We start from the raw sequence: 26,895 nt of genomic DNA on the forward strand, positions 1-26,895 counted from the left end.
ACGCGCTAATGAAAGAAATGTATTTCAATCGACTGACAATATTAAGCAAGACAGCCAAGAAAGCAGCCCAGTTCGACTTCTCAAAGAGCTACAACTTAATACTATCAAAACAAAAAAATAGCGTAGGTAAATCTTCGCTAGTAAAAAATATATTTTGGTGCTTTGGATGTGAGCCTCAGTTTGATGACAGCTGGAAGTCGCTAGATTGTCGTGTGATTTTGGATTTTGAGGTGAAAGGTAAGCTCTATCAAATTGCTAGGCATGGAAACCGATTTATTCTTAAGAACCATGAAGGTAAGTATAAAGTGTTTTCTGCAACAGGTGGTGATTTCTCAGTCGAGATCATGGCCTTGCTCGAGTTTGACGCTTTGCTGGCCGTACGAGATAAAGATGAAGTTGTAACACCACCACCAGCCTACTATTTTCTACCATTTTATATAGACCAAAAGCAAAGTTGGGCGAATGCTTGGTCTAGCTTCAATAATCTTGGTCAGTTCCCAAGTTGGAAAAAGACCGTAATACCTTACCATACTGGAATGATTGGAAAGGAATATTTCGATAAAACAAAAGAAATATGCTCAAAAAAAGTTGAGATGGCAGAAACTAATAAAGAAATAGACCGTTTTGACACCGCAATTTCTGTAGTAAGTGAGTTTTCAGCCAATAGCGGCATAGTTATCGAAGAAGTAGAGCTGGATGAAATTGAAGAAGAAATAAGTGTCGACATAATGGATCTACACTTCCAACAAGAAATTCTTTTTGAAGAGCTGGCAAACCTACGGGCAGAAAAGGCTCATGTAGAATCACAAATTGTCATAGCTAAACAATCGTTGGAGGATGTTGTTGCGGACTACGAATTTGCCGAATGTTTAGATGAGGATATCGAATGCCCCACGTGCGGCGTGGTTCATGACAATTCGATAGTGAATAGGTTCTCATTGTATCAGGATAGAAATCAAGCTGAAGAGATCATTAGAAGGTTTCAATCCGACTTAGTGCATCTAGAAGAAGCTATATTAGCTAAGGACTCTGCCTTTAAATCTGTGAGAGAGAAGATAGATCAATTAGATGAGAAATACTCCTCAGAGCAGGATGGTAATCGAACATTATCTTCTGTTCTTGATGCGATTTCATCTAAATCAGTAAGAAAGAAGGTTGAGGCTAATCGAAGTATAAAAATCGAGTCTTTACATCAGCTAGATGTCGATGAAAAGTTATTGGTTAAAGAGCGCACAGCTGCATCAAAGGAAACCAGAAAACTAGTTAAGGATGCTTTCCAGGAGTACTTCCCGCGATATCTTTCCAAGCTAAAAGCATTTGGTGTTAACACTAACTCCGTTAAGTCTCCAGAGAACCACGCAAAAGTTGCAGAAAGCGGTGGTGCCGCAGAATCAACAAGAGCAATGCTTGCTTATTACCTTAGCGTGTATAACCTTATTCATAAGTTTGGAAATCACGTTCTAAGTCCGCTTGTTATTGACACTCCAAATCAACATGAGCAAGCTACAAAGCATTATGAGAGTATCGTGTCGTTGCTAATTGATGATCTCCCAGAACAGTCGCAGCTATTTGTTTGCGGTATGGATTCTCAGAAATTAGAGCGTTTAAAGGCTAAAGCAAAAACTATATATTTAGATGTAGAGCATTCTTTACTTAATAGTGAAGATTTTGAAAAAATCGATTTTGAATACTCGGGACTATTTGAGAATGAAGAGAGCGTATAACAAGTCAAAGCACGCGGACTTGGTAAAGCTGTCATCTTTTTCGCTTGCGCTAAAAAGCCGCCATCTTCACCAAGCCGGTGTTTGAGGCGTTATGTTTATCCATTAATGTTTGAGTGCTATGTTAAATAATAAACCTAAAATTCCATTTGGATTAGTTGTTTGGAAATGCATCGAAAGCAGCATATTCATATTTCTAGTAATTCTGATTATGAATAACGAATGGGTGAGTGAGTTTTTTTGGTCACTTGACGCTCCTGAAATGTTCGGACTGGTTTTATTAATCTCAGCTGGTCTGATTGGTGTGTTGGTTGGGTATTTTATTCTATCTGAAAAAATTAAAAGAAAAATATGGTTTCAATATTTCGACAGTATGGAAATCTATGAAAGCTCTAAGTAAACATAACCAAACGCTAAAACACCGTTCCGGCCTGCGGCCTCCACTGGACGCCCAAAGCTCCGCTTGTTTGTGCATTTGCTTCGCAAATTGTTGCACAAACCAGCTCCACTTTGTGCGCCGTTTAGCTATGCGTTATGAGCTACCAGCTAGGTATCGCCAAGGTCGGTTTTAAGGTTTAAGTTTAGGTTAATTTGAATGTGCTATGGAATGGCTTTTTCCTCGGTTTTTCACTTCCATTCCATTTGAAAAAGTACTAGGCTAAACGCAATTTTAGCGAGTATTTTCTTGTCTTTTTTTGCAATTCCTACTTAAAGCGCAGAAGGTTGGTACTGCTGCTTTGGCTTTAAGGCAACGCGGCTATAAGTAAAATCAAAGGCATGTATGGGTTACTAGTCTATTTGGTTGGTAATATAAATTTAAAGGTGTTGCAGGTGCGGTTCGTGGTCTCTCATAACAAAACGCTAAAACACCGTTCCGGCCTGCGGCCTCCACTGGACGCCCAAAGCTCCGCTTGTTTGTGCATTTGCTTCGCAAATAATTGCACAAACCAGCTCCACTTTGTGCGCCGTTTAGCTCAGCGTTATATGCTAATCCGATGAAATATATCAATTTGTTTTTTATGGTCTTTTCACTTGAAGTTATAGCTGAAAGCTCAGAGGAAAGGTGTCTTAATTTTGTCGGCGTTGGGAATAATTTCCAAATAGCTCACGAAAACTCCGATTGCGTATCGGCTGCAAAATTGGGAAGTGGTTCTGCAATGTACTCAATTGGGTTGGGGTACGGTTTTGCTGGAAAACATAACCTAGAAAAGGCATATTATATTTTAGCCGCTGCAGAGGAGGTGCCTGCTGCATACTTAGCGCTAGGCAATATTTATCGTGAATCAGATATGGATCAGGCTATTGCATGGTATGTTCGTTTTGCGAATACCAAATCAGAAGGATATGGCTACGGCGCATATATGTTGTCCGGCATTTATCAAAAGCTAGAGCAGCCAGAAAAGGCTAGCTATTGGTTGTCTGTTTGTATTGAATCATCAATGGGCGCTGATTGTGTTAAATAGAAGGTCGCATATAACCAGGCTATCATGCTGACATTTTTTGCTACGCTCCGTTTTGGGGTGGCTACGCCACTTTACCCCAAAACTCCACTCCACAAAAAATGCAGCATATAGCGGCGTTAGGCTCAAATGTTTATAGAACATATTACAGAATTCGACGATAGGCTAAGTATAGTCGAGTGCATGCTAGATGAGATAGAAGGTATAACTACTAATAGCTTCAATATTAATCCGTATAGAGAAATTAAATCCCTATATTATCTGGGTTTTCAAGTAGATCTACCTGCCTGTGTACTGGAGGCTTATTCTGAAAGTGTATCAGAAGTTCTGATTCTAAACTTTGGATTGATTTCAAGTTTGCAAGGTGTTGGACTAGGGAAGCTGTTTCTTTTGAGTTTTGAGGAGTTGTTTCGAAATCAAGGGTATTCTAATATCTTATTAACGGCTACACCAAAATCACTAGGTTTTTATGCGGCTATGAATTATGTGAAAATCGGTAAAAGTGAGTTTTCGCTTGTAAAAAATATTCTAAACAAGCCTAACAAGTAGCTGCACGCTGACAACTTTTGCTACGCTCATTTTGTGTATGTCGCGTAGCTCCATTTTACACAAAATGCTCTCCGCAAAGGTTGCAGGTGAGCTAGGCGTTATATTTTAAGATTAAGGAGAAGCTATGCGATTAATTGTATTTTTATGGGTAGCTATAATTGCCGTGCCTGTGTTTTCAGAAACTACTCACTCGGATAAGAAAGTAAAGATTATTCATAGTGGTGATACCCGAGACTGTTTCTTTTTTCAGCTTGAAAATGTTAGTCAAGCAGACCCAGTAAGTCCAAATAATGAATGGTTTGCAGTGCCTTTTAGCAAAATGTCTTCAGATGCAGTCCTTAGCATTTTAATGGCTTCAAAAGCATCAGGCGGCTCAGTTAAGGTCAATACTACTGGTTCTACCGTGTGTGGTGCCTATGCTGAAGTTAAAAATGTATCTTGGTTGCCCTAAATATAACAATACGCTAAAACACCGTTTCGGCCTGCGGCCTCCACTGGACGCCCAAAGCTCCGCTTGTTTGTGCATTTGCTTCGCAAATTGTTGCACAAACCAGCTCCACTTTGTGCGCCGTTTAGCTCTGTGTTATGAGCTACCAGCTAGGTATCGCCAAGGTCGGTTTTAAGGTTTAAATTTAGGTTAATTTGTATGCGCTATGGAATGGCTTTTTCCTCGGAGTTTCACTTCCATTCCATCTGAAAAAGTACTAGGCTAAACGCAATTTTAGCGAGTATTTTCTTCGCTTTTTTGCAATTCCTACTTAAAGCGCAGAAGGTTGGTGCTACTGCTTTGGCGTAAAGGCAACGCGGCTATAAGTAAAATCAAAAGCATGTATGGGTTACCAATCAATTTAGTTGGTAATAAAATATTTAAGGTGTTGTAGGTATGGTTCGTGGTCTCTCATAACAAAACGCTAAAACACCGTTCCGGCCTGCGGCCTCCACTGGACGCCCAAAGCTCCGCTTGTTTGTGCATTTGCTTCGCAAATTATTGCACAAACCAGCTCCACTTTGTGCGCCGTTTAGCTCTGCGTTATGTAAAGGATTGAAGTGAAGAGAAGCACAACGAAAAAGGAAGTTTTTGCAGGGATAATCCTCGCGTTAGTTTTTACCGGATTAGCCGTGGCGGGTATTTATGGTATGACTCTCCCGCACTTCTCGATTGAACTAAAGAGAGGGGTGTATTGCTTCAGTGGCCTTACTAAAAATATTTTTCTTACATCACTGATCTTGTGGGCCCCGACGATAAATACAGTTATCTATTTGGGGCTTAGAATTCGGGCAGGTCATTCGGGCAGCATTATTCAAAACAAGCTTATGTCTGCCTTGCTGTTGGTTCTTTTCTTCAGCTCGGCAACTGGTATATTTGCTAGTCTATTTGTCGCGGGTAGGCAGTGTGGCTAATTTACATAACAAAAAGTTCAACCTGACCTCCGCTGCGTCGTTTGTTTTTGTGGCTTTACGCTTACGCTACCACAAAACCAAACAACTCCGCTCCGGCAGGTTAACTTGGCGTTATGAACTACCAGCTAGGTATCGCCAAGGTCAACATTAAGGCCTAAGTTTTGTATGTTTGTATTTGCTATGGAATGGCTATTTTCCTCTGTTTTTCACTTCCATTCCATTTATAAAAGTACTAGGCTAAACGCAATTTTGCCGAGTGTTGGCTTAGCCGTTTTATCGTTTCTACTTAAAGCGCAGAAGGTTGGTGCTATAGCTGTGGCTTTAATGCAACGCGGCTATAAGTGAAATCAAAAGCATGTATGGGTTACTAATCTATTTGGTTGGTAATAAAAATTTAAGGTAAAGCAGGTGTTATTGGTGGTCTCTCATAACAAAACGCTAAAACACCGTTCCGGCCTTCGGCCTCCACTGGACGCCCAAAGCTCCGCTTGTTTGTGCATTTGCTTCGCAAATTGTTGCACAAACCAGCTCCACTTTGTGCGCCGTTTAGCTCTGCGTTATGAGCACTATAGATATGAATAGAATTTCAGAAAATAAAAGTGTTTTAAACTCAATTTCAGGTGTGGTGGGAATACATTCAATTCTATTCGTTTTTCTGGTTGTTGCAGGGTTTCAATTAATTGCAATTTTGGCTAGCTTATTTTTAGCCAGTATTTCTATATATGGTTTATGTAGTTCCTATGTGGTTTACGCCGGGGAACATGAAATTAAGGTTGTTAGCTCTTTTGGCGTGGAGAGCGTTGTTCCAAAGGACAGAATTGTTAGAATGTTTAAAGGTGGTGGGGTGGCAGGCTCCTATACGATTGTTTGGGAAGGTGATAAAACCGGTAATCGTAGCGCATCTTTCGTTCCGAGGAGAGATGGAGTTTTGGGGAGGCATAAATTCTATGTTTCTTTTGAGGCCGAATTTCTTAAAAATTAGAAATAGCATAACAATACGCTAAAACACCGTTTCGGCCTGCGGCCTCCACTGGACGCCCAAAGCTCCGCTTCTTTTGTGCATTTGCTTCGCAAATTTTCGCACAAAAGCAGCTCCACTTTGTGCGCCGTTTAGCTCTGCGTTAGGCACTTCGAGTGTGTTCATGAAATATATATTATTTACATTTATATTGTTCTTGGTTGCTTGTCAGGATACACGGGTTAAATCTCCAAAAATATCCGATATCAAAGGTACTTGGGAAACTCTCAGTGTTATGCAGCTTTTGCCTTATGGTCTACTTGAGGTGAACGCAAAAGGCGAAGGTTCTTTAATCGCTGTAAGCGAGGAAATTACTGGCGAAGTAATAAGGTTCCATTCGTTCGAAAGTCGGGATAGAGAGTTTCGGGTGGTTTTGCACTTTCTGAAAGGTGGCGAATTGGATGAGGGGGCAGTAATTACTGGGTCAATAGATAGAGGGCAGCTTTGTTTCGATATTTCTGAAGAAGAAAATAATGAACGAAATTGGGTATGCTTCACGAAACATGAAAAGGTAGATGGGTTTAGAGCACGGGCTTTCGAGTATCTAAGTAATATGAAGAAAAATGCCTAACAAAACGCTAAAACACCGTTCCGGCCTTTGGCCTCCACTGGACGCCCAAAGCTCCGCTTCTTTTGTGCATTTGCTTCGCAAATTATCGCACAAAAGCAGCTCCACTTTGTGCGCCGTTTAGCTCTGCATTATGAGCTACCAGCTAGGTATCGCCAAGGTCAATTTCAAGGCCTAAATTGGAATTGTATTTCTAAGTGCTATGGAATGGCTATCTCCCTTTGATTTCCACTTTCATTTCATTTAGAAAAGTAATAGGCTAAAGCCATTTACAACGTGCTTTCGTAGCCCTTGGTTGGCAGTTTTAATCCGGTTTAACTAAATTGTAAAAACACACAAATTAGTTAAACCTCGTTGGTACTAGTCATCAAGTGTGTGCCTATTGGGTAAATAGTCTACAGGTTCGTATTATTTTATTGGCTTTTGAGCAACGCTGCTTTAAGTAAGGTCAAAAGCATCTATGGGTTACTAATCAATTTGGTTGGTATTAAAAAATAAGGTGTTGCAGGTGCAGTTAGTGGTCTCTCATAACAAAACGCTAAAACACCGTTTCGGCCTGCGGCCTCCACTGGACGCCCAAAGCTCCGCTTGTTTGTGCATTTTCTTCGCAAATTGTTGCACAAACCAGCTCCACTTTGTGCGCCGTTTAGCTCTGCGTTATGAGAAACTATGAATATCGTAATCGAATTTATAATGTTTTTTGTAGGAATACTTTTATTGGGATCTAATATTCTTTTTGTTTCTATCGTATTTCTTATGATTGTATCTTTTCCTTATGTAGCGCTAGTTCGTCTTTTTAATCCGGATATTGAGCGAGAAGGCGTAGTGCAATACATGCGGAAATATAATAGGGTTACGGTTAAAGTGGGGTGCATAGCTGTTGTGTCTGGAATGCTATTACTATGTATATGTTTTTTAAATATATTCCTGTATCCAGACTCAAAAAAAGGTGTTTTTGTCTTTCTTGAAAGATTTATTTAGGTACAGGTTTACTCATAACAAAACGCTAAAACACCGCTCCGGCCTTTGGCCTCCACTGGACGCCCAAAGCTCCGCTTCTTTTGTGCATTTGCTTCGCAAATTGTTGCACAAAAGCAGCTCCACTTTGTGCGCCGTTTAGCTCTGCGTTATGTGTAAAAGTATTATGCTAATTTTATTGCTTGTTTTGTCTTATGCTGCGGTTTGTTTACGAGCGGGTTTGGTATCCGATTTGTTACTAAAGTATCAATTTCAAAACTACTATGACTCATGGGTTCGTGATGGTAAACCACATGGAATGTTTTATGCTCCTAAGGGTAGCTCCACTATTTTTGCAATGAAAGCGAGTCTTAAAAAACATAATGAATTACCAGCATGGGCATATGATGATAATGAGGCAAAATCTATACATGCCAAGGTTGTTTTTTGGGAAAAGATTTTAAAATACTCTACAGTTGTTTACCTTCCGCTGGTCTTTGTACTTGTGTTTTGGGGGTAAGCATCACACATAACAAAGCGTTAAAACACCGCTGCGGCCTTCGGCCTACGCTGGACAGCCAAAGCTGCGCTCCTTTTGTGCATTTGCTTCGCAAATTATCGCACAAAAGCATCGCAACTTTGTCTGCCGTTTAACGCGGCGTTATGAGCTACCAGCTAGGTATAGCCAAGGTCGGTTTTAAGGTTTAAATATAGGTTAATTTGAATGTGCTATGGAATGGCTATCTTCCTTTGATTTTCACTTCCATTCCATTTGTAAAAGTAATAGGCTAAAGCCAATTACAACGTGCTTTCGTAGCCCTTGGTTGGCGGTTTTAATCCGGTTTAACTAAATTGTAAAAACACACAAATTAGTTAAACTTCGTTGGTGCTAGTCATCAAGTGTGTTCCTGTTGGGTAAATAGTCTTCAGGTTTGTATTATTTTGTTGGCTTTTGGGCAACGCTGCTTTAAGTAAGGTCAAAAGCATCTATCGGTTACTAATCAATTTGGTTGGTATAAAAAAATAGGGTGTTGCAGGTGCAGTTAGTGGTCTCTCATAACAAAACGCTAAAACACCGTTCCGGCCTTCGGCCTCCACTGGACGCCCAAAGCTCCGCTTCTTTTGTGCATTTGCTTCGCAAATTGTTGCACAAAAGCAGCTCCACTTTGTGCGCCGTTTAGCTCTGCGTTATGAGCTACCAGCTAGTTATCGCCAAGTTCAGTTTTAAGGCCTAAATTGGAATTGTTTTTTAAGTGCTATGGAATGGCTATCTCCCTTTGATTTCCACTTTCATTTCATTTAGAAAAGTAATAGGCTAAAGCCAATTACAACGTGCTTTCGTAGCCCTTAGTTGGCAGTTTTAATCCGGTTTAACTAAATTGTAAAAACACACAAATTAGTTAAACCTCGTTGGTGCTAGTCATCAGGTTTTTACCAGTTTGGTAAATAGTCTTCAGGTTCGAATTATTTTGTTGGCTTTTGGGCAACGCTGCTTTAAGTAAGGTCAAAAGCATCTATGGGTTACTAATCAATTTGGTTGGTATTAAAAAAATAAGGTGTTGCAGGTGCAGTTAGTGGTCTCTCATAACAAAACGCTAAAACACCGTTCCGGCCTTTGGCCTCCACTGGACGCCCAAAGCTCCGCTTCTTTTGTGCATTTGCTTCGCAAATTATTTCACAAAAGCAGCTCCACTTTGTGCGCCGTTTAGCTCTGCGTTAGCAGCCTCTGGTGAGTCTTGAGAAATATGGAATTTATTGTTACAAGAGTATTCTTCAGTATTACGTTTGTTTTTATTGGGTACTTTTTTCTCGCTGTACTACCAAGTCATATCAGTGGATTGCATTTAGTGGGTGTTGCTAGTTTAATTGTTGCCGGTTTAAATGTACTGGGTCTTACAGTTATCTTTTTAAATAAACGTATACAAGTTGTTTCTGGAATTGTTTTAGCTTTTACTTCTGTTATTCCAATAGTTGTATATGTAATAGTTACTACACCAAGTGGTCCAGGCAGCTAACAATGCCATCAAACCAAGCTGCTGCTAACGCAGCAGGGACTCGCAACAAGTTGCTCGCCGTTTATGGCGGGCGTTATGTGTAAATAGAGTTTAAGAATATGAGTAGTGAAATGATAAAAGAAAATGAATGGATTTATGTTGGTGATAATAGAATACCTGCGTATGTCATAAATATAATTTCAGCTACCGAAGTTTTAGCCGGCTACTATCAAAACAGCTCAAAAGCTATCAAAGAAGAATTTATATTGAAAAATGGGCAATGGGAGTTTAAAAGCTCGGGGCCATCAGGCTCCTATTTAAGTGGCTCGCTGGAGTCTATCGTAAAACGTGGGCCTTAGTATGCTTGTAACCACACATAACAATACGTGCCAGTCGGACAGTTTGTTCCGTGGCTCATTTTGTGCTGTTCGCTACGCTCGCACAAATCGCCACTCCACAAACTGCCGCTGCACTCTGCGTTATGAGCTACCAGCTAGGTATAGCCAAGGACGGTTTTAAAGTTTAAATATAGGTTAATTTGAATGTGCTATGGAATGGCTATCTCCCTTTGATTTCCACTTTCATTTCATTTAGAAAAGTAATAGGCTAAAGCCAATTACAACGTGCTTTCGTAGCCCTTGGTTGGCGGTTTTAATCCGGTTTAACTAAATTGTAAAAACACACAAATTAGTTAAACCTCGTTGGTGCTAGTCGTCAGGTTTTTACCAGTTTGGTAAATAGTCTTCAGGTTTGTATTTTTTTATTGGCTTTTTGGCGGCGCTGCTTCAAGTAGGCCAAAAGCATCTATGGGTTACTAATCTATTTGGTTGGTAATAAAAATTAAAGGTAATGTAAGTGTCGTTAGTGGTCTCTCATAACAATACGCTAAAACACCGTTTCGGCCTGCGGCCTCCACTGGACGCCCAAAGCTCCGCTTCTGTTGTGCATTTGCTTCGCAAATTTTCGCACAAAAGCAGCTCCACTTTGTGCGCCGTTTAGCTATGCGTTAGAATAAAACTAGAGTTAAGGATCTTTAAAAATGAATATAGATAAATATCTTGTAACATTTTCTGATTCACAGGGTAACGAAAGGGGCGTTGATGTTGAACTAATCGAAAATTTCAATGATGAAGATGTTGCTAGGTCAATTTGGCCCTTTATCAAAAAAGAAGTAAAGGATAAATTATTGCCTACTTCAAATCCAGAATCCACAGCGCCTTGGCAAGACCAAATTAAAGGTTATGGATATACAATAATTAGCTGTACAGTAATTGGCTAATTATTCTAACAATACGCTAAAACACCGTTCCGGCCTGCGGCCTCCACTGGACGCCCAAAGCTCTGCTTGTTCGTGCATTTGCTTCGCAAATTGTTGCACAAACCAGCTCCACTTTGTGCGCCGTTTAGCTCTGCGTTAAGCTCAATTAATTAGGATAGAGAATGAAGTACTTGTTTTTTTTATTAATGATAACAATCCCCAGTATAGCTAACGCAGAATGGATGGATTGTGGTCTTGTAACAGTAGATAAGGTTTACGTGCAGGCTTCGCGTGAAGATGGTGGCACGCATCAAAACTCGCTGTTAATTATACCGGGTAATGAAAAGAGTGCAGCTTGTGAAAATGTTACTTTTGCTCAGTTAAAAAATACGGAGCCAGCATACGATGGTGTTCTTTCAATGGCGCTCGTTGCATATACTTCTGGTACCAAGCTTAGACTAGTGGTTAACGCAACTGGTTCTGGTAACACTTATCAAATAGAGTGGGTAAATTTTAACTAGAAGCTTAACAATACGCTAAAACACCGTTCCGGCCTGTGGCCTCCACTGGACGCCCAAAGCTCCGCTTCTTTTGTGCATTTGCTTCGCAAATTTTCGCACAAAAGCAGCTCCACTTTGTGCGCCGTTTAGCTCTGCGTTATGTGAAAATTTGGAATCAGATAGAAAATGGAAATAATAGTTGGAGAAGACGATTTCGGAATTTTCGCAGAGGTTGAGAGCTATGATGACTTTGATCTATTAGAAGATATCCTCATTGAGAAATATTCAATTGATCCGATTGGTATAAAGCACGAAACTAAGGCGAAAGGATTAGGGTATAAGTTTTGGGTGTGCAAATCTTTAGATAAGCGAAAGTTTATTGAAGTCATAGATCAAATTCAAAAGTCGTACTAAAAGTTACTCACTTAACAAAGTTCGTTTAACTTATATGTATCAAAGTAATAGGTACACACATAACAAAACGCTAAAACACCGTTCCGGCCTATGGCCTCCACTGGACGCCCAAAGCTGCGCTTCTTTTGTGCATTTGCTTCGCAAATTATTGCACAAAAGCAGCTCTACTTTGTGCGCCGTTTAGCTATGCGTTATATTTTACCTAGATAAAGGAAGTGTAAGTGAGAAGAGTAATATTTTTTGTTTTAGCTATTTTTCTATCTATTAATAGCTTTGCTGGTGGTTGGACCGCGAAAGTAAAAATTGAAGGCGTTTACATTCTTAATGAGAATACAGGAATAATAAAACTGTCTAGTTTTAACGATCCTGAAGGTTGTTGGAAAACAAAACCTGGAAATGATATCGACGCTGGGCATGTCTATTTTGATCCTTCAGAGAAAAAATCATGGTACTCATTGATTTTGGCTACTTATATGGCACAAAAAGATGTAAAAATATATGTGTCTGGCGGATGTCAAGAAGTTTGGTCAGGTACTGGTTTTGCAAAGATGAGTCATTTTCGCAGTTACTAAAAATATAACCATCCGCTGCACCGGACAACCTTTGCTACGCTCAATTGTGTATGTCGCGGTGCTCCATTTTACACAATTGCTCTCCGCAAAGGTTGCCGGTGAGCTCAGCGTTATGTGGCCCCTTGGGTCATGAATATTACTTAAATGTATAAATGGCGAAAATGAAATTATTGGTATTAGTTTTAAAAATTATTGGGGTTATTCCAATTTTCATAGCCTTGATGGCTTTTGGTAGTGATCTTCTACCAGTAGGCGGAGTTCATTTTGGCGGTAACGAATCAATAGGTGGTAAGCACAAGTTTTATAAAATAGTACCAGCAGACGGTGTAAATCCTATTTATGTTGGTGTTACATTCTTAGTTGTTGGTGCCTGTTTAATTGGGGTATCTGCGCAAATAAAAAAATATTTGGTAAAGTAGCGTGGCACATAACAAAACGCTAAAACACCGTTCCGGGCTATGGCCTCCACTGGACGCCCAAAGCTCCGCTTCTTTTGTGCATTTGCTTCGCAAATTATTGCACAAAAGCAGCTCCACTTTGCGCGCCGTTTAGCTCTGCGTTATGAGCTACCAGCTATGTATCGCCAAGGTCGGTTTTAAGGTTTAAATTTAGGTTAATTTGTATGCGCTATGGAATGGCTTTTTCCTCGGTTTTTAACTTCTATTCCATCTGAAAAAGTACTAGGCTAAACGCAATTTTAGCGAGTATTTTCTTCGCTTTTTTGCAATTCCTACTTAAAGCGCAGAAGGTTGGTGCTACTGCTTTGGTGTAAAGGAAACGCGGCTATAAGCAAAATCAAAAGCATGTATGGGTTACTAATCAATTTAATTGGTAATAAAATATTTAAGGTGTTGCAGGTATGGTTCGTGGTCTCTCATAACAAAACGCTAAAACACCGTTCCGGCCTATGGCCTCCACTGGACGCCCAAAGCTCCGCTTCTTTTGTGCATTTGCTTCGCAAATTGTTGCACAAAAGCAGCTCCACTTTGTGCGCCGTTTAGCTATGCGTTATGTTTAAGTATGGGTAATAGATTGAAAATTATTTCAAGTTTGGCCGCAGTCATCGTGGGCGTACTGGTAGGGCTTAAGGTTTTAGCTGTTGCTCGTGCTGATATGTGTTTAGATTTGGGCGGTCGAGTATCAGGAAATACCTGCCAGTTCGTTGGTAGTCGCCCAGAAGTACTTTCAATGCCATTCTCTATGCTGGCTTTAGGTTTGGTTACGAGTTTAATTGTTTGTTGTTGTGTTAATTTAAGTATTAGAGGTGTGGCTAACCGTGTATCCAAAACATAACAAAACGCTAAAACACCGTTCCGGCCTGCGGCCTCCACTGGACACCCAAAGTTCCGCTTCTTTTGTGCATTTGCTTCGCAAATTATTGCACAAAAGAAGCTCCACTTTGTGCGCCGTTTAGCTCTGCGTTATATTTTACCTAGATAAAGGAAGAGTAAGTGAGAAGAGTAATATTTTTTGTTTTAGCTATTTTTCTATCTATTAATAGCTTTGCTGGTGGTTGGACCGCGAAAGTAAAAATTGAAGGCGTTTACATTCTTAATGAGAATACAGGAATAATAAAACTGTCTAGTTTTAACGATCCTGAAGGTTGTTGGAAAACAAAACCTGGAAATGATATCGACGCTGGGCATGTCTATTTTGATCCTTCAGAGAAAAAATCATGGTACTCATTGATTTTGGCTACTTATATGGCACAAAAAGATGTAAAAATATATGTGTCTGGCGGATGTCAAGAAGTTTGGTCAGGTACTGGTTTTGCAAAGATGAGTCATTTTCGCAGTTACTAAAAATATAACCATACGCTGCACCGGACAACCTTTGCTACGCTCAATTGTGTATGTCGCGGTGCTCCATTTTACACAATTGCTCTCCGCAAAGGTTGCCGGTGAGCTCAGCGTTATGCGTCAATTCCAATAAAGGAGATAAAAATGAAGTTATGGAAACTGGTAGTAATTTCTTTTGTGTTGTTTGGGGCTGCTTGCTCTGACCGAACCACTAATGAATTAGAGCAGCCCAAAGAGACAAGTGGTGCGTTTCCCACTTTGCCTACGTCGTCGCACGAAGTTGTAACGTTATCTGGGAAAATGTCATTTTGGATGTACGAAGGGGACGCTGGTTGTTATGGGGCAATTACTGACGGCAGAAACGAAATACAGCTATGGGTTAATGTAGAAAAATGCGGAGATCGAGAATACGCAGAAAATGAAGCTGTATCGGTAGATGTAACTTTTAATAGCGATAACCAGTATGGTCCAGGTAAAACATACACCATCATTGCATTTAATTAATGCATAACAATACGCTAAAACACCGTTTCGGCCTGCGGCCTCCACTGGACGCCCAAAGCTCCGCTTGTTTGTGCATTTGCTTCGCAAATTGTTGCACAAACCAGCTCCACTTTGTGCGCCGTTTAGCTATGCGTTATAACTCACTGGTGGGAAGATTGGAGAACGTAAAAGAAAGTGTCCTAAGTTTATTGCCTAATCGAGAAAAGGTATTTCACTTAATATGGGATACTCTCGAAGGGCCATTAGACCCTGAGCTTCATGAATTTCTACTCTCTAACGTTGAGCTCTATGGCTCATGGAAAGAGAAACACCGCAGTAATGGCAATCCTGCCTATAAGGGTTGGGTTTATAAACAACGAAAGCAAGGTCATTGGTTGTATTGGTATAAAAACGGAAAAGTTCATAAAGACGTATTTTATCGAAACAACGAATACCATGGAGTTTGTGAAGTACATAAAACTGACGGCAGTTACGAGGTCTGTGAGTATTACAAAGGTAAGTTAAATGGTGAGCGCCTTCGATACAATTCAGAAGGCATTCTGTTTCAAAAATGGCGCTATGAAATGGGTGAGTCTAAAGATTTCGAAGGGCCTGTTGAGCTTGGGCTATATAAGAATGGTCCCGAGTTATAACAATACGCTAAAACACCGTTCCGGCCTTTGGCCTCCACTGGACGCCCAAAGCTCCGCTTCTTTTGTGCATTTGCTTCGCAAATTATTGCACAAAAGCAGCTCCACTTTGTGCGCCGTTTAGCTCTGCGTTATGAGCTACCAGCTAGGTATCGCCAAGGTCGGTTTTAAGGTTTAAGTTTAGGTCAATTTGAATGTGCTATGGAATGGCTTTTTCCTCGGTTTTTCACTTTCATTCTAATTGTAAAAGTACTAGGCTAAACGCAATTCTAGCGAGTATTTTCTAAGCTGTTTTGTGATCTGTACTTAAAGCAAAGAAGGTTGGTGCTACTGTTTTGGCGTTAAGGCAACGCGGCTATAATAAAATCAAAAGCATGTATGTGTTACTAATCAATTTAGTTGGTAATAAAATATTTAAGGTGTTGCAGGTGTTGCAGGTGTGGTTCGTGGTCTCTCATAACAAAACGCTAAAACACCGTTCCGGCCTGCGGCCTCCACTGGACGCCCAAAGCTCCGCTTGTTTGTGCATTTGCTTCGCAAATTATTGCACAAAAGCAGCTCCACTTTGTGCGCTGTTTAGCTCTGCGTTAGGCATCAATGGCGAATATGCGAATACTTTTTCTAACCGTAACTATAATTTTATTGTCTGGATGTACTTCTCTCAGAGATAATCACAGCTCTGGAGTTTCTCATTGCACGTTGGATGGTATTGATGAGAGGTTAAAAAAATATAAGTACTCCTCTCCAAAAAGTATCGAACAAATTCTGGCGCTGTATAAAGTTGAGGTTCAGCCATACGAAAACGAGAAGCTAAAGGTTAAATGGGATCAGTTTCAGGATTCATTCAGTGCTGGTGACTGCGCATATTACTTTACTACTGATGAAAAAAGTTGGGCTAGTTTGGCTGGTTTAAAAGGGTATATAATATTTCGAGATGCCGAAGCGATTGAAGTCTTCATCGTTGCTAGGAGTTAAATGCCTAACAATACGCTAAAACACCGTTTCGGCCTGCGGCCTCCACTGGACGCCCAAAGCTCCGCTTCTTTTGTGCATTTGCTTCGCAAATTTTCGCACAAAAGCAGCTCCACTTTGTGCGCCGTTTAGCTATGCGTTAGGTGTACATGAAGATGAAAAAAATACGGATATTTCTAGTTGTCTGGGGCGTTGTTTGCCTTGTTACGCCTGTACTAAGTGCATTGGAATATCCGTTGATGAAACTTACTACTGAAGGTGCTATGCACTCAATTGAAAATAGATTTATCAATATTGATTTGATGGCCGCTGAAGATAAGAAAAGCTATGAATTTTCAAAATCATGGATTCTTGGTAACGACAAAATGTTAAAAAAGTCAGCCAAAGTACGTCAACAAGCTGTAATGTTTTTAGGTATATCAACATCCTTGTTGTGCTTTTTGGGTGCTATCTACCTTCCGCACCTAACAAAACGCTAAAACACCGTTCCGGCCTGTGGCCTCCACTGGACGCCCAAAGCTCCGCTTCTTTTGTGCATTTGCTTCGCAAATATTCGCACAAAAGCAGCTCCACTTTGTGCGCCGTTTAGCTTTGCGTTATGCATATTTGGGGCAGGTTCAATACCCATGTTTTTCTTGTTACCGGTTTTAATTATTCTAGGTTTGTCACCAGCATTGCTTGTTTGGGTGCTGGCTGCTTATTTTTCTCCAGAAGCGTATGATATAAAGCCTTTAAAAATGTTGGTTGTTTCATTTGTATTGTCTGTAGTCATTGGAATGAGCGTTAATATAGAGTTGGAGGCGGGAATGTTGTCGGGTATAGTCTTTATTTCTGTGGCCAGTTTCGCTTTGTCCTGTGTTCTAATTCCTTTAACTATCATATATAAATATGTTCGGTTACGGCTGGCCAAAAATGCATAACAAAGTTATAAACCTGACATTTTGGGCTACGCTTCGTTCTGTGCATTCGCTGCGCTCATTGTTGCACAGCACTACACTCCACCCAAAATGCAGGTTATAACGGCGTTATGAGCTACCAGCTAGGTATCGCCAAGGTCAGTTTTAAGGTTTAAATTTAGGTTAATTTGTATGCGCTATGGAATGGCTTTTTCCTCTGTTTTTCACTTCCATTCTAATTGTAAAAGTACTAGGCTAAACGCAATTCTAGCGAGTATTTTCTAAGCTGTTTTGTGAACTCTACTTAAAGAAAAGAAGGTTGGCGCTACTGTTTTGGCGTTAAGGCAACGCGGCTATAAGTAATATTAAAAGCATGTATGGGTTACTAATCAATTTAGTTGGTAATAAAATATTTAAGGTGTTGCAGGTATGGTTCGTGGTCTTTCATAACAAAACGCTAAAACACCGTTCCGGCCTGTGGCCTCCACTGGACGCCCAAAGCTCCGCTTCTTTTGTGCATTTGCTTCGCAAATTTTCGCACAAAAGCAGCTCCACTTTGTGCGCCGTTTAGCTCTGCGTTAGAGTTGCGAGCATCATAGTCATGAGCGATTTCAATTTAAAGGTAAAGAGTTCAGTTTTAAACGCTTTACTAGCAGCTGTTGGTGTTCTATCTCTTTCTTTTACGATTCTTGAAAACTTAGAGAATGCAATGGTTGTTCTTACCGGTATCGCGTTTATAACGGCATCTATATTTGGCTGGTTTTTCTCGGGATGGTATAAGCTTATTCCTGGCGAGCGCTTTCAATACGAGCCCTATGTTGCAACGGTAATTATAAGTTTTCCGTCAGCGCTCACATCAGGGTTACTATATATGGGCGCAATGGCAATTAGTTCAGGCTCTATACCAATTTTAGAAGCGATTATGGCCGGTACAATCGGTGGTTTAATGGGTGCTGTATTTGTATTGCCTATATCAATAATTCTTGGTGCTGCTTTGGGGCGGTATTTAATTAATGGCCAAAAACTCTAACAAGGCCCACCAGGCTCAGCCGCATCGCGGCTTGGACCTTCGTTCCGGCGCTTGTTTTGTGCTTTTCGCTACGCTTGCACAAAACAATCACCTCCACTGCGGCCCCTGTGGGCGGCGTTATACGAAACCAATATGAAAGAATGGCGTGATGTAAAAAAAGAATTAGAGCCAGAGGGTTCGTTAAGAGATATCTATATTGAAGATATCGATGAGTCCGTTTGGGATCTATTTCTACACAACATTCGTGGTTCGGTTTACGAATTGAAATTTACACATGGCCAAAATCTTGTTAGTTTACCGGAAAACTTTAATGAAATTAGGCATTTGCAAGAATCCGATCCCACAACGCTCGGCATTGTTTTAGAGAATGGCATTTGTATAAACTGCCATTTCTTCGTCGAATCGGAAATAGAGTTAGATCTTTCACCTAGAGAGATTGATAGCGAAAGTAAATTTAAAAGTCTAGTTAGCTTTTTAAGCTGACTGAATGTAAGTTTGTGTAAACCGGTTAAACTTACTCACGAAAACGCTCAAACTGAGGTTATCCTTTGTTTAAGTTAAAATCGTATAACAAGTCGTGCCAGTCGGACAGTTTGTTCCGTGGCTTTTTTTGTGCTTTCCGCTACGCTCGCACAAAACGCCACTCCACAAACTGCCGCTGCACTTTGCGTTAGGCAACTGAGGAGGAGAAATGCTCAGCTACCTCGAAAAGAAAGCAATTACCCGATACATCAAAAATAGAGTGGCGGCCTTTCCTAAAGAGGAGAAGGTTCACTTCATACAAGCAGGATATCAAATAGATCAGGCTGGTCTATTCTATCTTTACATAGACACAAATGAAGGTGCAGGCCCAGATGGTTCATGGACTCTCGAACTAGCCCAGGAAGAGGGCATCTTGTCGCTGCCCACGTTTCAAAGCTTCAAAGATTACGATGCCCAATCTGAGAAAAAAGGTGAATTAATAAAGAAAGTGATTCTAAAATTAAGAGACGAGGGTATATTTAAAGAACTCAATCTTGCAGAAGGGTGCGATATTGGGATTGAGGAGTTCGATGGAGGTTGGAGCTGGCCCGAATATGAAAAGCGTAAAACAGAAAACCTTGCCTAACAATACGCTCAAGCACCACTAAAACTAGCATCACGGTGGTTCATTCCTGGTTTTTATTTCACTCGCGCATCGGCTGCAAACTGTCGGCCGGTCGGTTTTTCTCCGTTGTGGATTATTATTTTCGTCTGTTGGTCCGCTGTTGTAGTTTATGGTTGTTCGCTGGGTATTGATTTCTGTGTGTGGTGAATCCGAATAGTCTTTGTTTTCGTTCGTTTTATTTTTCTCGGGTTGTCGCCAAGCCACGCGGTTCATTAACGTATTGATTTTGTTTTCTGTATGCATTTCAAATACGTCTGATAGTTGGGTGTATCGAGCTGTCGTATTAGGTGATACATGCCCCATTTCTTGTTGTATTTTTCTCAGGCTTATATTTGCTTCTGTCAACAGTGTTCCATAGCTGTGTCTAAGGGAGTGTATGGATATTTTTTTTCTAATCCCTGAGTGACGGACTATGCTTCTGAACTTCTGTTGTAGGCGACCTCTTCCCATGTGGATGGTGGCGTCTTGTCGCTGTGCTGCGGTATTACCGCTAGGAAATAGGTAGTTCGGATTACGGTGTGTTTTCCAGTATTTTCTTAGTGCTTGCAGTGCGGATAGGGGGAGTGTGACATAGCGGTCTTTTTTACCTTTTCCCTCACGAATATGTACTTTCATACGCTCGCTGTCTATATCTCCAACTTTTAGGTTTAGTGTTTCGCTTAAACGTAACCCCATGCTAAAGCAAACAAGTATAAATGTTTGATAGCGCAAGTCTTTGGCGCTATCAAGTAATCGATGTATTTCGTCAATGGTAAGTACGTCTGGCAGGACCTTCACAACAGGTGGTTTGACGATATTTACCCATTTCCATTCTTTTTGTAGTACGTATTTGTAGAAAAACTGGAGGCCGTTCCTATCGGTTTTTACTGTTGACCAAGAGTGCGTCTGGATGAGTGATTGGAAATATTTTTCGAAGTGATCTTGAGTCAACGTGTCTGGTGATTCGTCGAAAAAGTAAGTGATTCGACGTACTGCGCGAGAATAAGCGTCGATTGTTGTTGCGGCTTTTCCTTGTCGAATTAGCGCATTAATATGTTTATTGTAAAGCGCTTCATAACGTAATTGGTCCGTTTTTAACATCTGCAGTTCCTAGATTTTAGTTTGACTGAAAGTGCCTTAGTACTAGTAGGCGTGAATATTGATGAACAGGTGTGTTGTGGCTTGCAGCTAGGTAGGGGCGGTGAGGGTTAGTACTTAATTACGTGAGGTGGAGGTCTCGATTGCGGTTGAGTCCTGCGCTTTAGAGTGGTGGAAAAATGAGTATGGTCTTGGGATGACGGGGCTGGTTGGCGGGTTTGATTGTGATTGGTACGCCTAGAGTTTAATTTAAACTATATGGCTTGGGCTTGGCGATCAGTGTTAAGTCGTTCGATTGTTCTCGCTTTATATTTTTTGTGGGTCATCAGAAGCGGCTTTAATGGTTCGGTATTAATTTTGGGCTCATGTCGTGGGGCTTCTCCGTTGTGGTTATTCTTCCCGACGAGGTGAGACGTGTTTGATTGGCTTTTGACTTGTGTAGTTACTATGTCCTCTGTTTAAGTTGGTTTTTACCAAAAATTAAACATCCCCCCAAACAAATTGCAGAATAGATAGCGCTGCGATAGGGGCTGTTTCTGTTCTTAGTATTCGAGGGCCTAGTGCTAATGCATTAAAGCCTTTTCGTTCGGCATTTTGGATTTCGTTATCGGTCAAGCCGCCTTCTGGGCCAATGAGTAGAGCTGCGCTCTTAGGTTTGGTTATGTCACGCAATTTTTTGTGGGTGCGGTGATGTAGCACGAACTTTTGTTCGGCTTGTGTCGAGGCTAAGTACTCATCAAGAGGGCAAGCTGGTAGTAATGTTGGCAAGGTGTTACGTGTACATTGCTCGCAGGCTGAGATGAGTATTTGCTGCCAATGTTGCATTTTCTTTTCTAGGCGCTCGCCTTTCAATTTAACTTCAGATCGGTCCGCAAATAGCGGTATTATACGGCTAACGCCAAGCTCGGTGGCTTTTTGCAAAACCCAATCCATTCGGTCGCCCCGAGATATACCAATAGCTAATTCCGTTTGTAGGCTACTTTCGCTTTCGCGGGTGTTGTGTTTACCAACTTTGCAGAAAACATTTTTTTTACCTGCGCTTTCTATTACCGCGCTGTATTCACCGCCCTTACCATTAAATAAAATAAGTTCACGCCCGCTTTCCATCCGCAGTACTTTTAATAAGTAGTGAGCCGTTGGGCCATCTAGGTCTAGGTTTGCATTGGCGGTAATCGGTTTGTCGATATAGATGCGGGGAATACGCATGATAAATCCAATATTCGAATAGCTAGGCAATACTAAGTATGAGTAGCTAGTTACGTGTTGAAGGGATAATTTAGATGTTACTTGTGGGTTACAGTGATCTGGCTAAAAATAAATTTATACTTTAATGGACTAAATAGTCAACATGGCGACAAACTATAATTACTAGTTTTTATTAACCAGTAATTATAGTTTGAATTCAACACTTGACATAAAGTTTGGCAAAACCAAACTCACTGTTAGCTGTTAGCTGTTAGCTGTTAGCTGTTAGCTGTTAGCTGTTAGCTGTTAGCTGTTAGCTGTTAGCTGTTAGCTGTTAGCTGTTAGCTGTTAGCTGTTAGCTGTTAGCTGTTAGCTGTTAGCTGTTAGCTGTTAGCTAGCCCCTAATGTTCATGCCCACAACCTTCGTGGTTGTGTTCTTGCGCATCGGGTGCGTCTTCTAGCCCTAGGTTCTTAATAATAGTCGCCGTGGGCTCGGTTTGGTTCATGGTGTAGAAGTGTAAACCTGGTGCGCCGGCATCTAGTAATGTGTCGCACAGTTCGCTTATCCAATCTATACCAAACGATATTAACGCTTCTTGGTTGTCGCCAAACGATTCCATGCGTTTGCGCATCCAGCGAGGAATATCTGCTCCGCAGCTATCGCTAAAGCGTGCCAAGTTACGATAATTTAGAATGGGCATAATACCTGGGTAAATAGGTTGGTCTATGCCTTCTTTTTGGCATTGATCCATAAAGTAAAAATACGCATCGGGGTTAAAAAAGTACTGGGTAATAGCACTGTTGGCGCCCGCGTCGAATTTACCTTTTAGGTAGCGTACATCATCCAAGTAGGAGGTGGCCTCTGGGTGAATTTCTGGGTAAGCGGCTACTTCTAGATGGAAATAGTCGTCGAAATGTTTGCGAATGAATGCAACCAATTCGTTGGCATATACCAATTGCTGGGCGCCGCCTACGCCAGAAGGCATGTCGCCACGAAGGGCGACAATGCGGTCTACACCCATGTCTTTGTATTCTTGCAGTAGCGGTAAAATTGTTTGCTCTGTATCGCCGCCAAAGCTTAGGTGTGGGGCAACGTTTAGGCCTTCTTCGCGCATTTTTTTCACTATACCTTTAGTGTTGTCGCGGGTAGAGCCGCCAGCACCGTAGGTAACAGAGAAAAAGTCTGGGTGAATATCGTTTAGTTCTTTGCGCACGGTAATGAGTTTTTCTCTGCCCACGTCTGTTTTGGGCGGGAAGAATTCAAAACTCAACCGAAACTCTTGTTGTTCGCTCATAGCGATTACCTTCTTTAATAGTCCGTGCTGAGCGTGTCAGCACGGTAATTATTAATTTAAAGCCTACAGGTGTTGTTTAGTACTTGTAGGATTCTGGCTTGTATGGGCCATCTATTTCTACGCCTATGTATTCAGCTTGTGCCGGGGTAAGTTTGGTCATTACGCCGCCAAAACCTTCTACCATGGCTTTTGCTACTTCTTCGTCTAATTTTTTAGGCAGTACTTTTAAGTAAATGTTTTCTGCTTTTTTGTCAGCTGGTAAATCGGCAAATTTGGCTTCGTAAAGGTACATTTGCGCCAGTACTTGGTTGGCAAACGAGCCATCCATAATGCGTGAAGGGTGGCCAGTAGCGTTGCCCAAGTTCACCAAGCGACCTTCAGATAATAAAATTAAATGGTCGTTAGTAGCGGCGTTGCGCACAACTTTATGTACTTGTGGTTTAACTTCTATCCACTCCCAGTTTTTGCGCATAAAGGCGGTATCTATTTCGTTGTCGAAATGGCCAATGTTACACACTACTGCGCCGCTTTTTAGAGCTTGCAGCATAGCGCTATCACATACGTTTGCGTTACCGGTTGTGGTGACAATTAAATCGGTTTTGCCGAGTAAATCTTTGTCTACGTTTTCTAGCTTGCCGGTGTTTTCGCCGTTGATGTAAGGCGATACAACTTCATAGCCATCCATGCACGCTTGCATTGCGCATATTGGGTCGATTTCAGTTACTTTTACAATCATGCCTTCTTGACGCAAAGACGCTGCAGAGCCTTTACCCACATCGCCGTAACCAATAACCAATGCTTTTTTACCTGATAACAAATGGTCCGTACCGCGCTTGATTGCGTCGTTTAAGCTGTGGCGGCAGCCGTACTTGTTGTCGTTTTTAGATTTGGTTACTGCATCGTTAACGTTAATAGCGGGTACTTTTAGTGTGCCCTTTTTAATCATCTCTGCTAAACGGTGAACACCCGTGGTGGTTTCTTCAGAAATACCGTGTATTTTATCTAGCATTGCTGGGTATTTGGTGTGAACCATTTCGGTTAGGTCGCCACCGTCATCCAAAATAATATTGGCATCCCAAGGTTTGCCGTCTTCTAAAATGGTTTGTTCTATACACCATAAAAATTCTTCTTCGGTTTCACCTTTCCATGCAAACACTGGAATACCTGCGGCAGCAATGGCTGCTGCTGCGTGGTCTTGCGTGGAGAAAATGTTGCACGAAGACCAGCGCACTTGTGCTCCTAGCTCTACTAAGGTTTCAATAAGTACAGCGGTTTGGATTGTCATATGGATACAACCCATAATTTTTGCACCGGCTAATGGCTGCTCGGCTTTGTAGCGTGTACGCAACGCCATTAGCGCAGGCATTTCGCCTTCGGCAATTTCAATTTCGCGGCGGCCGTACTCGGCATCTTTTTTAAATTCTTCAGCCGTTTTTGCTGCAACTTTGTAATCGGTAAATGTTGTCATAATAATATCCAAATAAGTGTGTGCTGCGGCAGTTTGTGTTTGTAAACTGCCGGCGGTAATGGGTTGATTAGCCTTGTAGTGCGGCCACTTTGTCGGTTTTTTCCCAGGTAAACTCGGGCTCTTCGCGACCGAAGTGACCATAGGCAGCCGTTTTGCGATAAATAGGACGCAATAAATCCAGCATTTCTATAATGCCGCGTGGGCGCAGGTCAAAGTGCTGGGCAACTAATTTGCTAATTTCGCTATCGGCAATGGAGCCTGTTCCAAATGTGTTTACAGAGATAGATGTAGGCTCTGCCACACCAATTGCATAGGACACTTGAATTTCACAGCGCGACGCAAGGCCAGCAGCAACAATATTTTTAGCCACATAGCGACCAGCGTATGCCGCAGAGCGATCCACTTTGGACGGGTCTTTACCCGAGAATGCACCGCCACCGTGACGAGCCATGCCGCCGTAAGTATCTACAATAATTTTGCGACCGGTTAAACCGCAATCGCCCACTGGGCCACCAATAATAAATTGGCCTGTTGGGTTAATGTGGTATTTGGTATCGGCATGCAGCCACTCTGCAGGTAACGTGGTTTTAATAATTTCTTCCATTACCGCTTCGCGAATAGTTGCTTGCGATACATCTGGGTTGTGTTGGGTAGACAGTACAACCGCATCTACTGCAACAGGTTTGCCGTTATCGTAACGCAAGGTTACTTGGCTTTTTGCATCTGGACGCAACCAATTTAATTTGCCGTTTTTGCGCAGCTCTGCTTGTTTTTCTACTAAGCGGTGCGAGTAGTAGATGGGTGCTGGCATAAGCACATCGGTTTCGTTGGTGGCATAGCCGAACATTAAACCTTGGTCGCCTGCGCCTAGGTCTTTATTGTTAGCTTCATCCACACCCATGGCGATATCGGCAGATTGTTTGCCAATTGCATTTAATACCGCACAGGATGCGCCATCAAAGCCCACGTCGCTGCTGTTGTAGCCTATATCTAAAATTACATCGCGAATTAAGTCTTCTAAGTCGATATAGGTAGAGGTGCGCACTTCACCGGCAACAATGGCCATACCGGTCTTCACCATGGTTTCTACCGCAACGCGTGCGTTTTTATCATCCGCTAAAATTGCATCTAAAATTGCGTCTGATATTTGGTCGGCCATTTTATCTGGATGGCCTTCGGATACGGATTCCGAAGTAAATAAAGAGTATTGCGCCATGAGTGTTTCCTATCTAGAGGTAAGCGGGTTAGCAATGAAATTAAGTGTTAATACGTTTAGTAAATTGTTGGATCTGAATTTGAAAACCGTTGCGCAGGGCAAAATAAATATTTTGCTCGGCGTAGAGATTGTGTTCTTTTGCCCATGCACTGAGATCGGCGGGGGCAAAGCCTAACCAAATATCGCCGCAGGCTTGTTTGGCCCAGTCTTGATCGTGTTCGCACAGTTCACACACAATTAATGCGCCGCCGGGTTTAAGCGATTGGCTTACATCGGCAAATATTTGGTTGGGCGACGGTGTGTGGTGCAGCACCATGTTTATTACCACGCAATCCAAACTGTTTGGTTGTTGGCTGCAGTAACTGGTGTCGTTCAATACAAACTGAATATTGTTTAAGGCTTGTTGCTCGCTATAAGCCTGCGCTTTTTGCAGCATAGTGCTGGCGTTGTCGAGCGCAATAACGTTATTAAAGCGCTTGCTTAAGTAAGGCAAAAAGTCGCCTTCGCCCGGGCCTATTTCTAGCGCGCGCTGGTGGCTGGGCAGTTTAAGCGTAGCCAATAACTCGTCTATTTGCGGGCCGTACACATCAAAGCCGGCTATTAAATCTTGCTGCTGTTTAAAGCTGCCTGCTTGCTCGGCAAAAAATATGCGCGAAGCTTCGGCGCGCTGTTTGTAAATACCGGCTTTGCGTTCGGCAACTTCTGGGCTGAGCGGCAGGGCGTCTATGCTGCTAAAAAGCTCGGCTTTTAGTTGGCTAAATTCGCCGGATGCCGACAGGCTATCGCGGCGATAAAAAATCGAATTGCCCTCACGGCGCGTACACACCAAGCCCGCGTTTGCCAGCACCTTTAAATGGTGGCTCATACCCGATTGCTTGGTTTCGAATACTTGGCACAGCTCTAAAACACCAAAGGAGTCGGTGGAAAGGGCGCGTAAAATATCCACTCGCAACTCGTCACCCGCCGCTTTTAGCAGGCGCACAAGTGCGCTTTGTGTGCTGTCTATGGGGCTGGCGCCGTTTGTTGTGGTGTTGAGAGGTGCATTCATGGGCGCAAGTTTAGCAGTCTAGCCCACCTATATCAAAAAATATTGATATAGGTGGGCTATGAATATGGTTTATATATAATATAATACTACCTAATGTGCCATTTTCTTGCTCGATTTGCGGATTCCGCTTATTTGTAGTTAAAAAGACTATAAGGGGAGTTTACGATTTGGGCATAGTAAGAGAGAATAGCCGCACTTTTTTCTGGCTGGATGCACG

Annotated in this window: 31 protein-coding genes; 25 read left to right on the forward strand and 6 right to left on the reverse strand. The window is 41.8% G+C overall.

What is annotated here, in order from left to right; translation table 11 throughout:
* The first annotated feature begins 8 nt into the window (after positions 1-8).
* From SDE_RS02395 to SDE_RS02540, 25 genes are all read left to right on the forward strand, one after another.
* On the forward strand, positions 9-1,724 hold the full coding sequence (locus SDE_RS02395; protein ID WP_011466934.1) for a hypothetical protein: 1,716 nt from the start codon (positions 9-11) through the stop codon (positions 1,722-1,724).
* A gap of 208 nt (positions 1,725-1,932) precedes the next feature.
* Complete coding sequence (locus SDE_RS02400; RefSeq protein WP_041324766.1) at positions 1,933-2,121, forward strand: hypothetical protein; 189 nt, start codon at positions 1,933-1,935, stop codon at positions 2,119-2,121.
* A 595-nt stretch (positions 2,122-2,716) separates the two neighbouring features.
* Positions 2,717-3,184, forward strand: a complete 468-nt coding sequence (locus SDE_RS02405) for a hypothetical protein (RefSeq protein ID WP_041324074.1) — start codon at positions 2,717-2,719, stop codon at positions 3,182-3,184.
* Positions 3,185-3,364: 180 nt separating this feature from the next.
* Positions 3,365-3,730 carry a hypothetical protein gene (locus SDE_RS02410; RefSeq protein WP_143710828.1) on the forward strand — a complete coding sequence of 122 codons (366 nt, stop codon included), beginning with the start codon at positions 3,365-3,367 and terminating at the stop codon, positions 3,728-3,730.
* A 124-nt stretch (positions 3,731-3,854) separates the two neighbouring features.
* Positions 3,855-4,181 carry a hypothetical protein gene (locus SDE_RS02415; protein WP_011466936.1) on the forward strand — a complete coding sequence of 109 codons (327 nt, stop codon included), beginning with the start codon at positions 3,855-3,857 and terminating at the stop codon, positions 4,179-4,181.
* 1,509 nt (positions 4,182-5,690) lie between these two features.
* On the forward strand, positions 5,691-6,113 hold the full coding sequence (locus SDE_RS02430) for a hypothetical protein (protein ID WP_011466937.1): 423 nt from the start codon (positions 5,691-5,693) through the stop codon (positions 6,111-6,113).
* A 160-nt stretch (positions 6,114-6,273) separates the two neighbouring features.
* Positions 6,274-6,720, forward strand: coding sequence for a hypothetical protein (locus SDE_RS22930; RefSeq protein WP_011466938.1), 447 nt, complete (start codon positions 6,274-6,276; stop codon positions 6,718-6,720).
* Positions 6,721-7,861: 1,141 nt separating this feature from the next.
* Positions 7,862-8,194 (forward strand): hypothetical protein, encoded by a 333-nt coding sequence (locus tag SDE_RS22820; RefSeq protein WP_158303846.1) that lies wholly within the window; start codon positions 7,862-7,864, stop codon positions 8,192-8,194.
* A 1,225-nt stretch (positions 8,195-9,419) separates the two neighbouring features.
* Positions 9,420-9,689 carry a hypothetical protein gene (locus SDE_RS02450; protein WP_041324080.1) on the forward strand — a complete coding sequence of 90 codons (270 nt, stop codon included), beginning with the start codon at positions 9,420-9,422 and terminating at the stop codon, positions 9,687-9,689.
* Positions 9,690-9,787: 98 nt separating this feature from the next.
* Positions 9,788-10,027, forward strand: coding sequence for a hypothetical protein (locus SDE_RS02455; RefSeq protein ID WP_011466941.1), 240 nt, complete (start codon positions 9,788-9,790; stop codon positions 10,025-10,027).
* Positions 10,028-10,707: 680 nt separating this feature from the next.
* Positions 10,708-10,947 carry a hypothetical protein gene (locus tag SDE_RS02460; RefSeq protein WP_011466942.1) on the forward strand — a complete coding sequence of 80 codons (240 nt, stop codon included), beginning with the start codon at positions 10,708-10,710 and terminating at the stop codon, positions 10,945-10,947.
* A gap of 161 nt (positions 10,948-11,108) precedes the next feature.
* The gene (locus SDE_RS02465; protein WP_011466943.1) at positions 11,109-11,447 is read left to right on the forward strand and encodes a hypothetical protein; all 339 of its coding nucleotides are present in this window, start codon (positions 11,109-11,111) and stop codon (positions 11,445-11,447) included.
* 165 nt (positions 11,448-11,612) lie between these two features.
* The gene (locus SDE_RS02470; RefSeq protein ID WP_041324047.1) at positions 11,613-11,840 is read left to right on the forward strand and encodes a hypothetical protein; all 228 of its coding nucleotides are present in this window, start codon (positions 11,613-11,615) and stop codon (positions 11,838-11,840) included.
* Positions 11,841-12,061: 221 nt separating this feature from the next.
* A complete protein-coding gene (locus SDE_RS02475; protein WP_011466915.1) occupies positions 12,062-12,412 on the forward strand; it encodes a hypothetical protein in 351 nt (116 codons plus the stop codon).
* 161 nt (positions 12,413-12,573) lie between these two features.
* On the forward strand, positions 12,574-12,831 hold the full coding sequence (locus SDE_RS02480; protein WP_041324049.1) for a hypothetical protein: 258 nt from the start codon (positions 12,574-12,576) through the stop codon (positions 12,829-12,831).
* A 613-nt stretch (positions 12,832-13,444) separates the two neighbouring features.
* Entirely contained in the window at positions 13,445-13,705 is a 261-nt protein-coding gene (locus tag SDE_RS22400; RefSeq protein ID WP_143710829.1) for a hypothetical protein, read from the forward strand.
* Positions 13,706-13,863: 158 nt separating this feature from the next.
* Positions 13,864-14,214: a hypothetical protein gene (locus SDE_RS02495; RefSeq protein WP_011466915.1), complete on the forward strand. Its 351-nt coding sequence runs from the start codon at positions 13,864-13,866 to the stop codon at positions 14,212-14,214.
* A 141-nt stretch (positions 14,215-14,355) separates the two neighbouring features.
* On the forward strand, positions 14,356-14,715 hold the full coding sequence (locus tag SDE_RS02500; RefSeq protein WP_011466944.1) for a hypothetical protein: 360 nt from the start codon (positions 14,356-14,358) through the stop codon (positions 14,713-14,715).
* A 155-nt stretch (positions 14,716-14,870) separates the two neighbouring features.
* Entirely contained in the window at positions 14,871-15,347 is a 477-nt protein-coding gene (locus SDE_RS02505) for a toxin-antitoxin system YwqK family antitoxin (RefSeq protein WP_041324084.1), read from the forward strand.
* A gap of 696 nt (positions 15,348-16,043) precedes the next feature.
* Positions 16,044-16,319 (forward strand): hypothetical protein, encoded by a 276-nt coding sequence (locus tag SDE_RS02510; RefSeq protein ID WP_041324086.1) that lies wholly within the window; start codon positions 16,044-16,046, stop codon positions 16,317-16,319.
* Positions 16,320-16,471: 152 nt separating this feature from the next.
* The gene (locus SDE_RS02515) at positions 16,472-16,795 is read left to right on the forward strand and encodes a hypothetical protein (RefSeq protein ID WP_226986464.1); all 324 of its coding nucleotides are present in this window, start codon (positions 16,472-16,474) and stop codon (positions 16,793-16,795) included.
* A gap of 147 nt (positions 16,796-16,942) precedes the next feature.
* Positions 16,943-17,236, forward strand: coding sequence for a hypothetical protein (locus tag SDE_RS02520; protein ID WP_041324090.1), 294 nt, complete (start codon positions 16,943-16,945; stop codon positions 17,234-17,236).
* Between the two features lie 685 nt (positions 17,237-17,921).
* Positions 17,922-18,242 carry a glutaredoxin gene (locus SDE_RS02530; RefSeq protein WP_226986465.1) on the forward strand — a complete coding sequence of 107 codons (321 nt, stop codon included), beginning with the start codon at positions 17,922-17,924 and terminating at the stop codon, positions 18,240-18,242.
* Positions 18,243-18,374: 132 nt separating this feature from the next.
* On the forward strand, positions 18,375-18,725 hold the full coding sequence (locus SDE_RS02535) for a hypothetical protein (protein ID WP_011466949.1): 351 nt from the start codon (positions 18,375-18,377) through the stop codon (positions 18,723-18,725).
* A gap of 208 nt (positions 18,726-18,933) precedes the next feature.
* Positions 18,934-19,350 carry a hypothetical protein gene (locus SDE_RS02540; RefSeq protein ID WP_011466950.1) on the forward strand — a complete coding sequence of 139 codons (417 nt, stop codon included), beginning with the start codon at positions 18,934-18,936 and terminating at the stop codon, positions 19,348-19,350.
* A 30-nt stretch (positions 19,351-19,380) separates the two neighbouring features.
* Here the strand turns inward: SDE_RS02540 and SDE_RS02545 are convergent, their stop codons facing one another.
* The 6 genes from SDE_RS02545 to SDE_RS02570 all read right to left on the reverse strand — a co-directional run bounded on the left by SDE_RS02545 (position 19,381) and on the right by SDE_RS02570 (position 26,678).
* The gene (locus tag SDE_RS02545; protein ID WP_011466951.1) at positions 19,381-20,469 is read right to left on the reverse strand and encodes a tyrosine-type recombinase/integrase; all 1,089 of its coding nucleotides are present in this window, start codon (positions 20,467-20,469) and stop codon (positions 19,381-19,383) included.
* A gap of 477 nt (positions 20,470-20,946) precedes the next feature.
* On the reverse strand, positions 20,947-21,672 hold the full coding sequence (locus SDE_RS02550) for a 16S rRNA (uracil(1498)-N(3))-methyltransferase (protein ID WP_011466952.1): 726 nt from the start codon (positions 21,670-21,672) through the stop codon (positions 20,947-20,949).
* Positions 21,673-22,052: 380 nt separating this feature from the next.
* On the reverse strand, positions 22,053-22,946 hold the full coding sequence (gene metF / locus SDE_RS02555) for a methylenetetrahydrofolate reductase [NAD(P)H] (protein ID WP_011466953.1): 894 nt from the start codon (positions 22,944-22,946) through the stop codon (positions 22,053-22,055).
* 76 nt (positions 22,947-23,022) lie between these two features.
* Entirely contained in the window at positions 23,023-24,414 is a 1,392-nt protein-coding gene (gene ahcY / locus SDE_RS02560) for an adenosylhomocysteinase (RefSeq protein WP_041324095.1), read from the reverse strand.
* Positions 24,415-24,481: 67 nt separating this feature from the next.
* Positions 24,482-25,630 (reverse strand): methionine adenosyltransferase, encoded by a 1,149-nt coding sequence (gene metK, locus SDE_RS02565; RefSeq protein ID WP_011466955.1) that lies wholly within the window; start codon positions 25,628-25,630, stop codon positions 24,482-24,484.
* Between the two features lie 40 nt (positions 25,631-25,670).
* On the reverse strand, positions 25,671-26,678 hold the full coding sequence (locus SDE_RS02570) for an ArsR/SmtB family transcription factor (RefSeq protein ID WP_011466956.1): 1,008 nt from the start codon (positions 26,676-26,678) through the stop codon (positions 25,671-25,673).
* Between the last annotated feature and the right edge of the window lie 217 nt (positions 26,679-26,895).

It is taken from the genome of Saccharophagus degradans 2-40, from assembly GCF_000013665.1.
GTDB classification, from domain to species: Bacteria; Pseudomonadota; Gammaproteobacteria; order Pseudomonadales; family Cellvibrionaceae; genus Saccharophagus; species Saccharophagus degradans.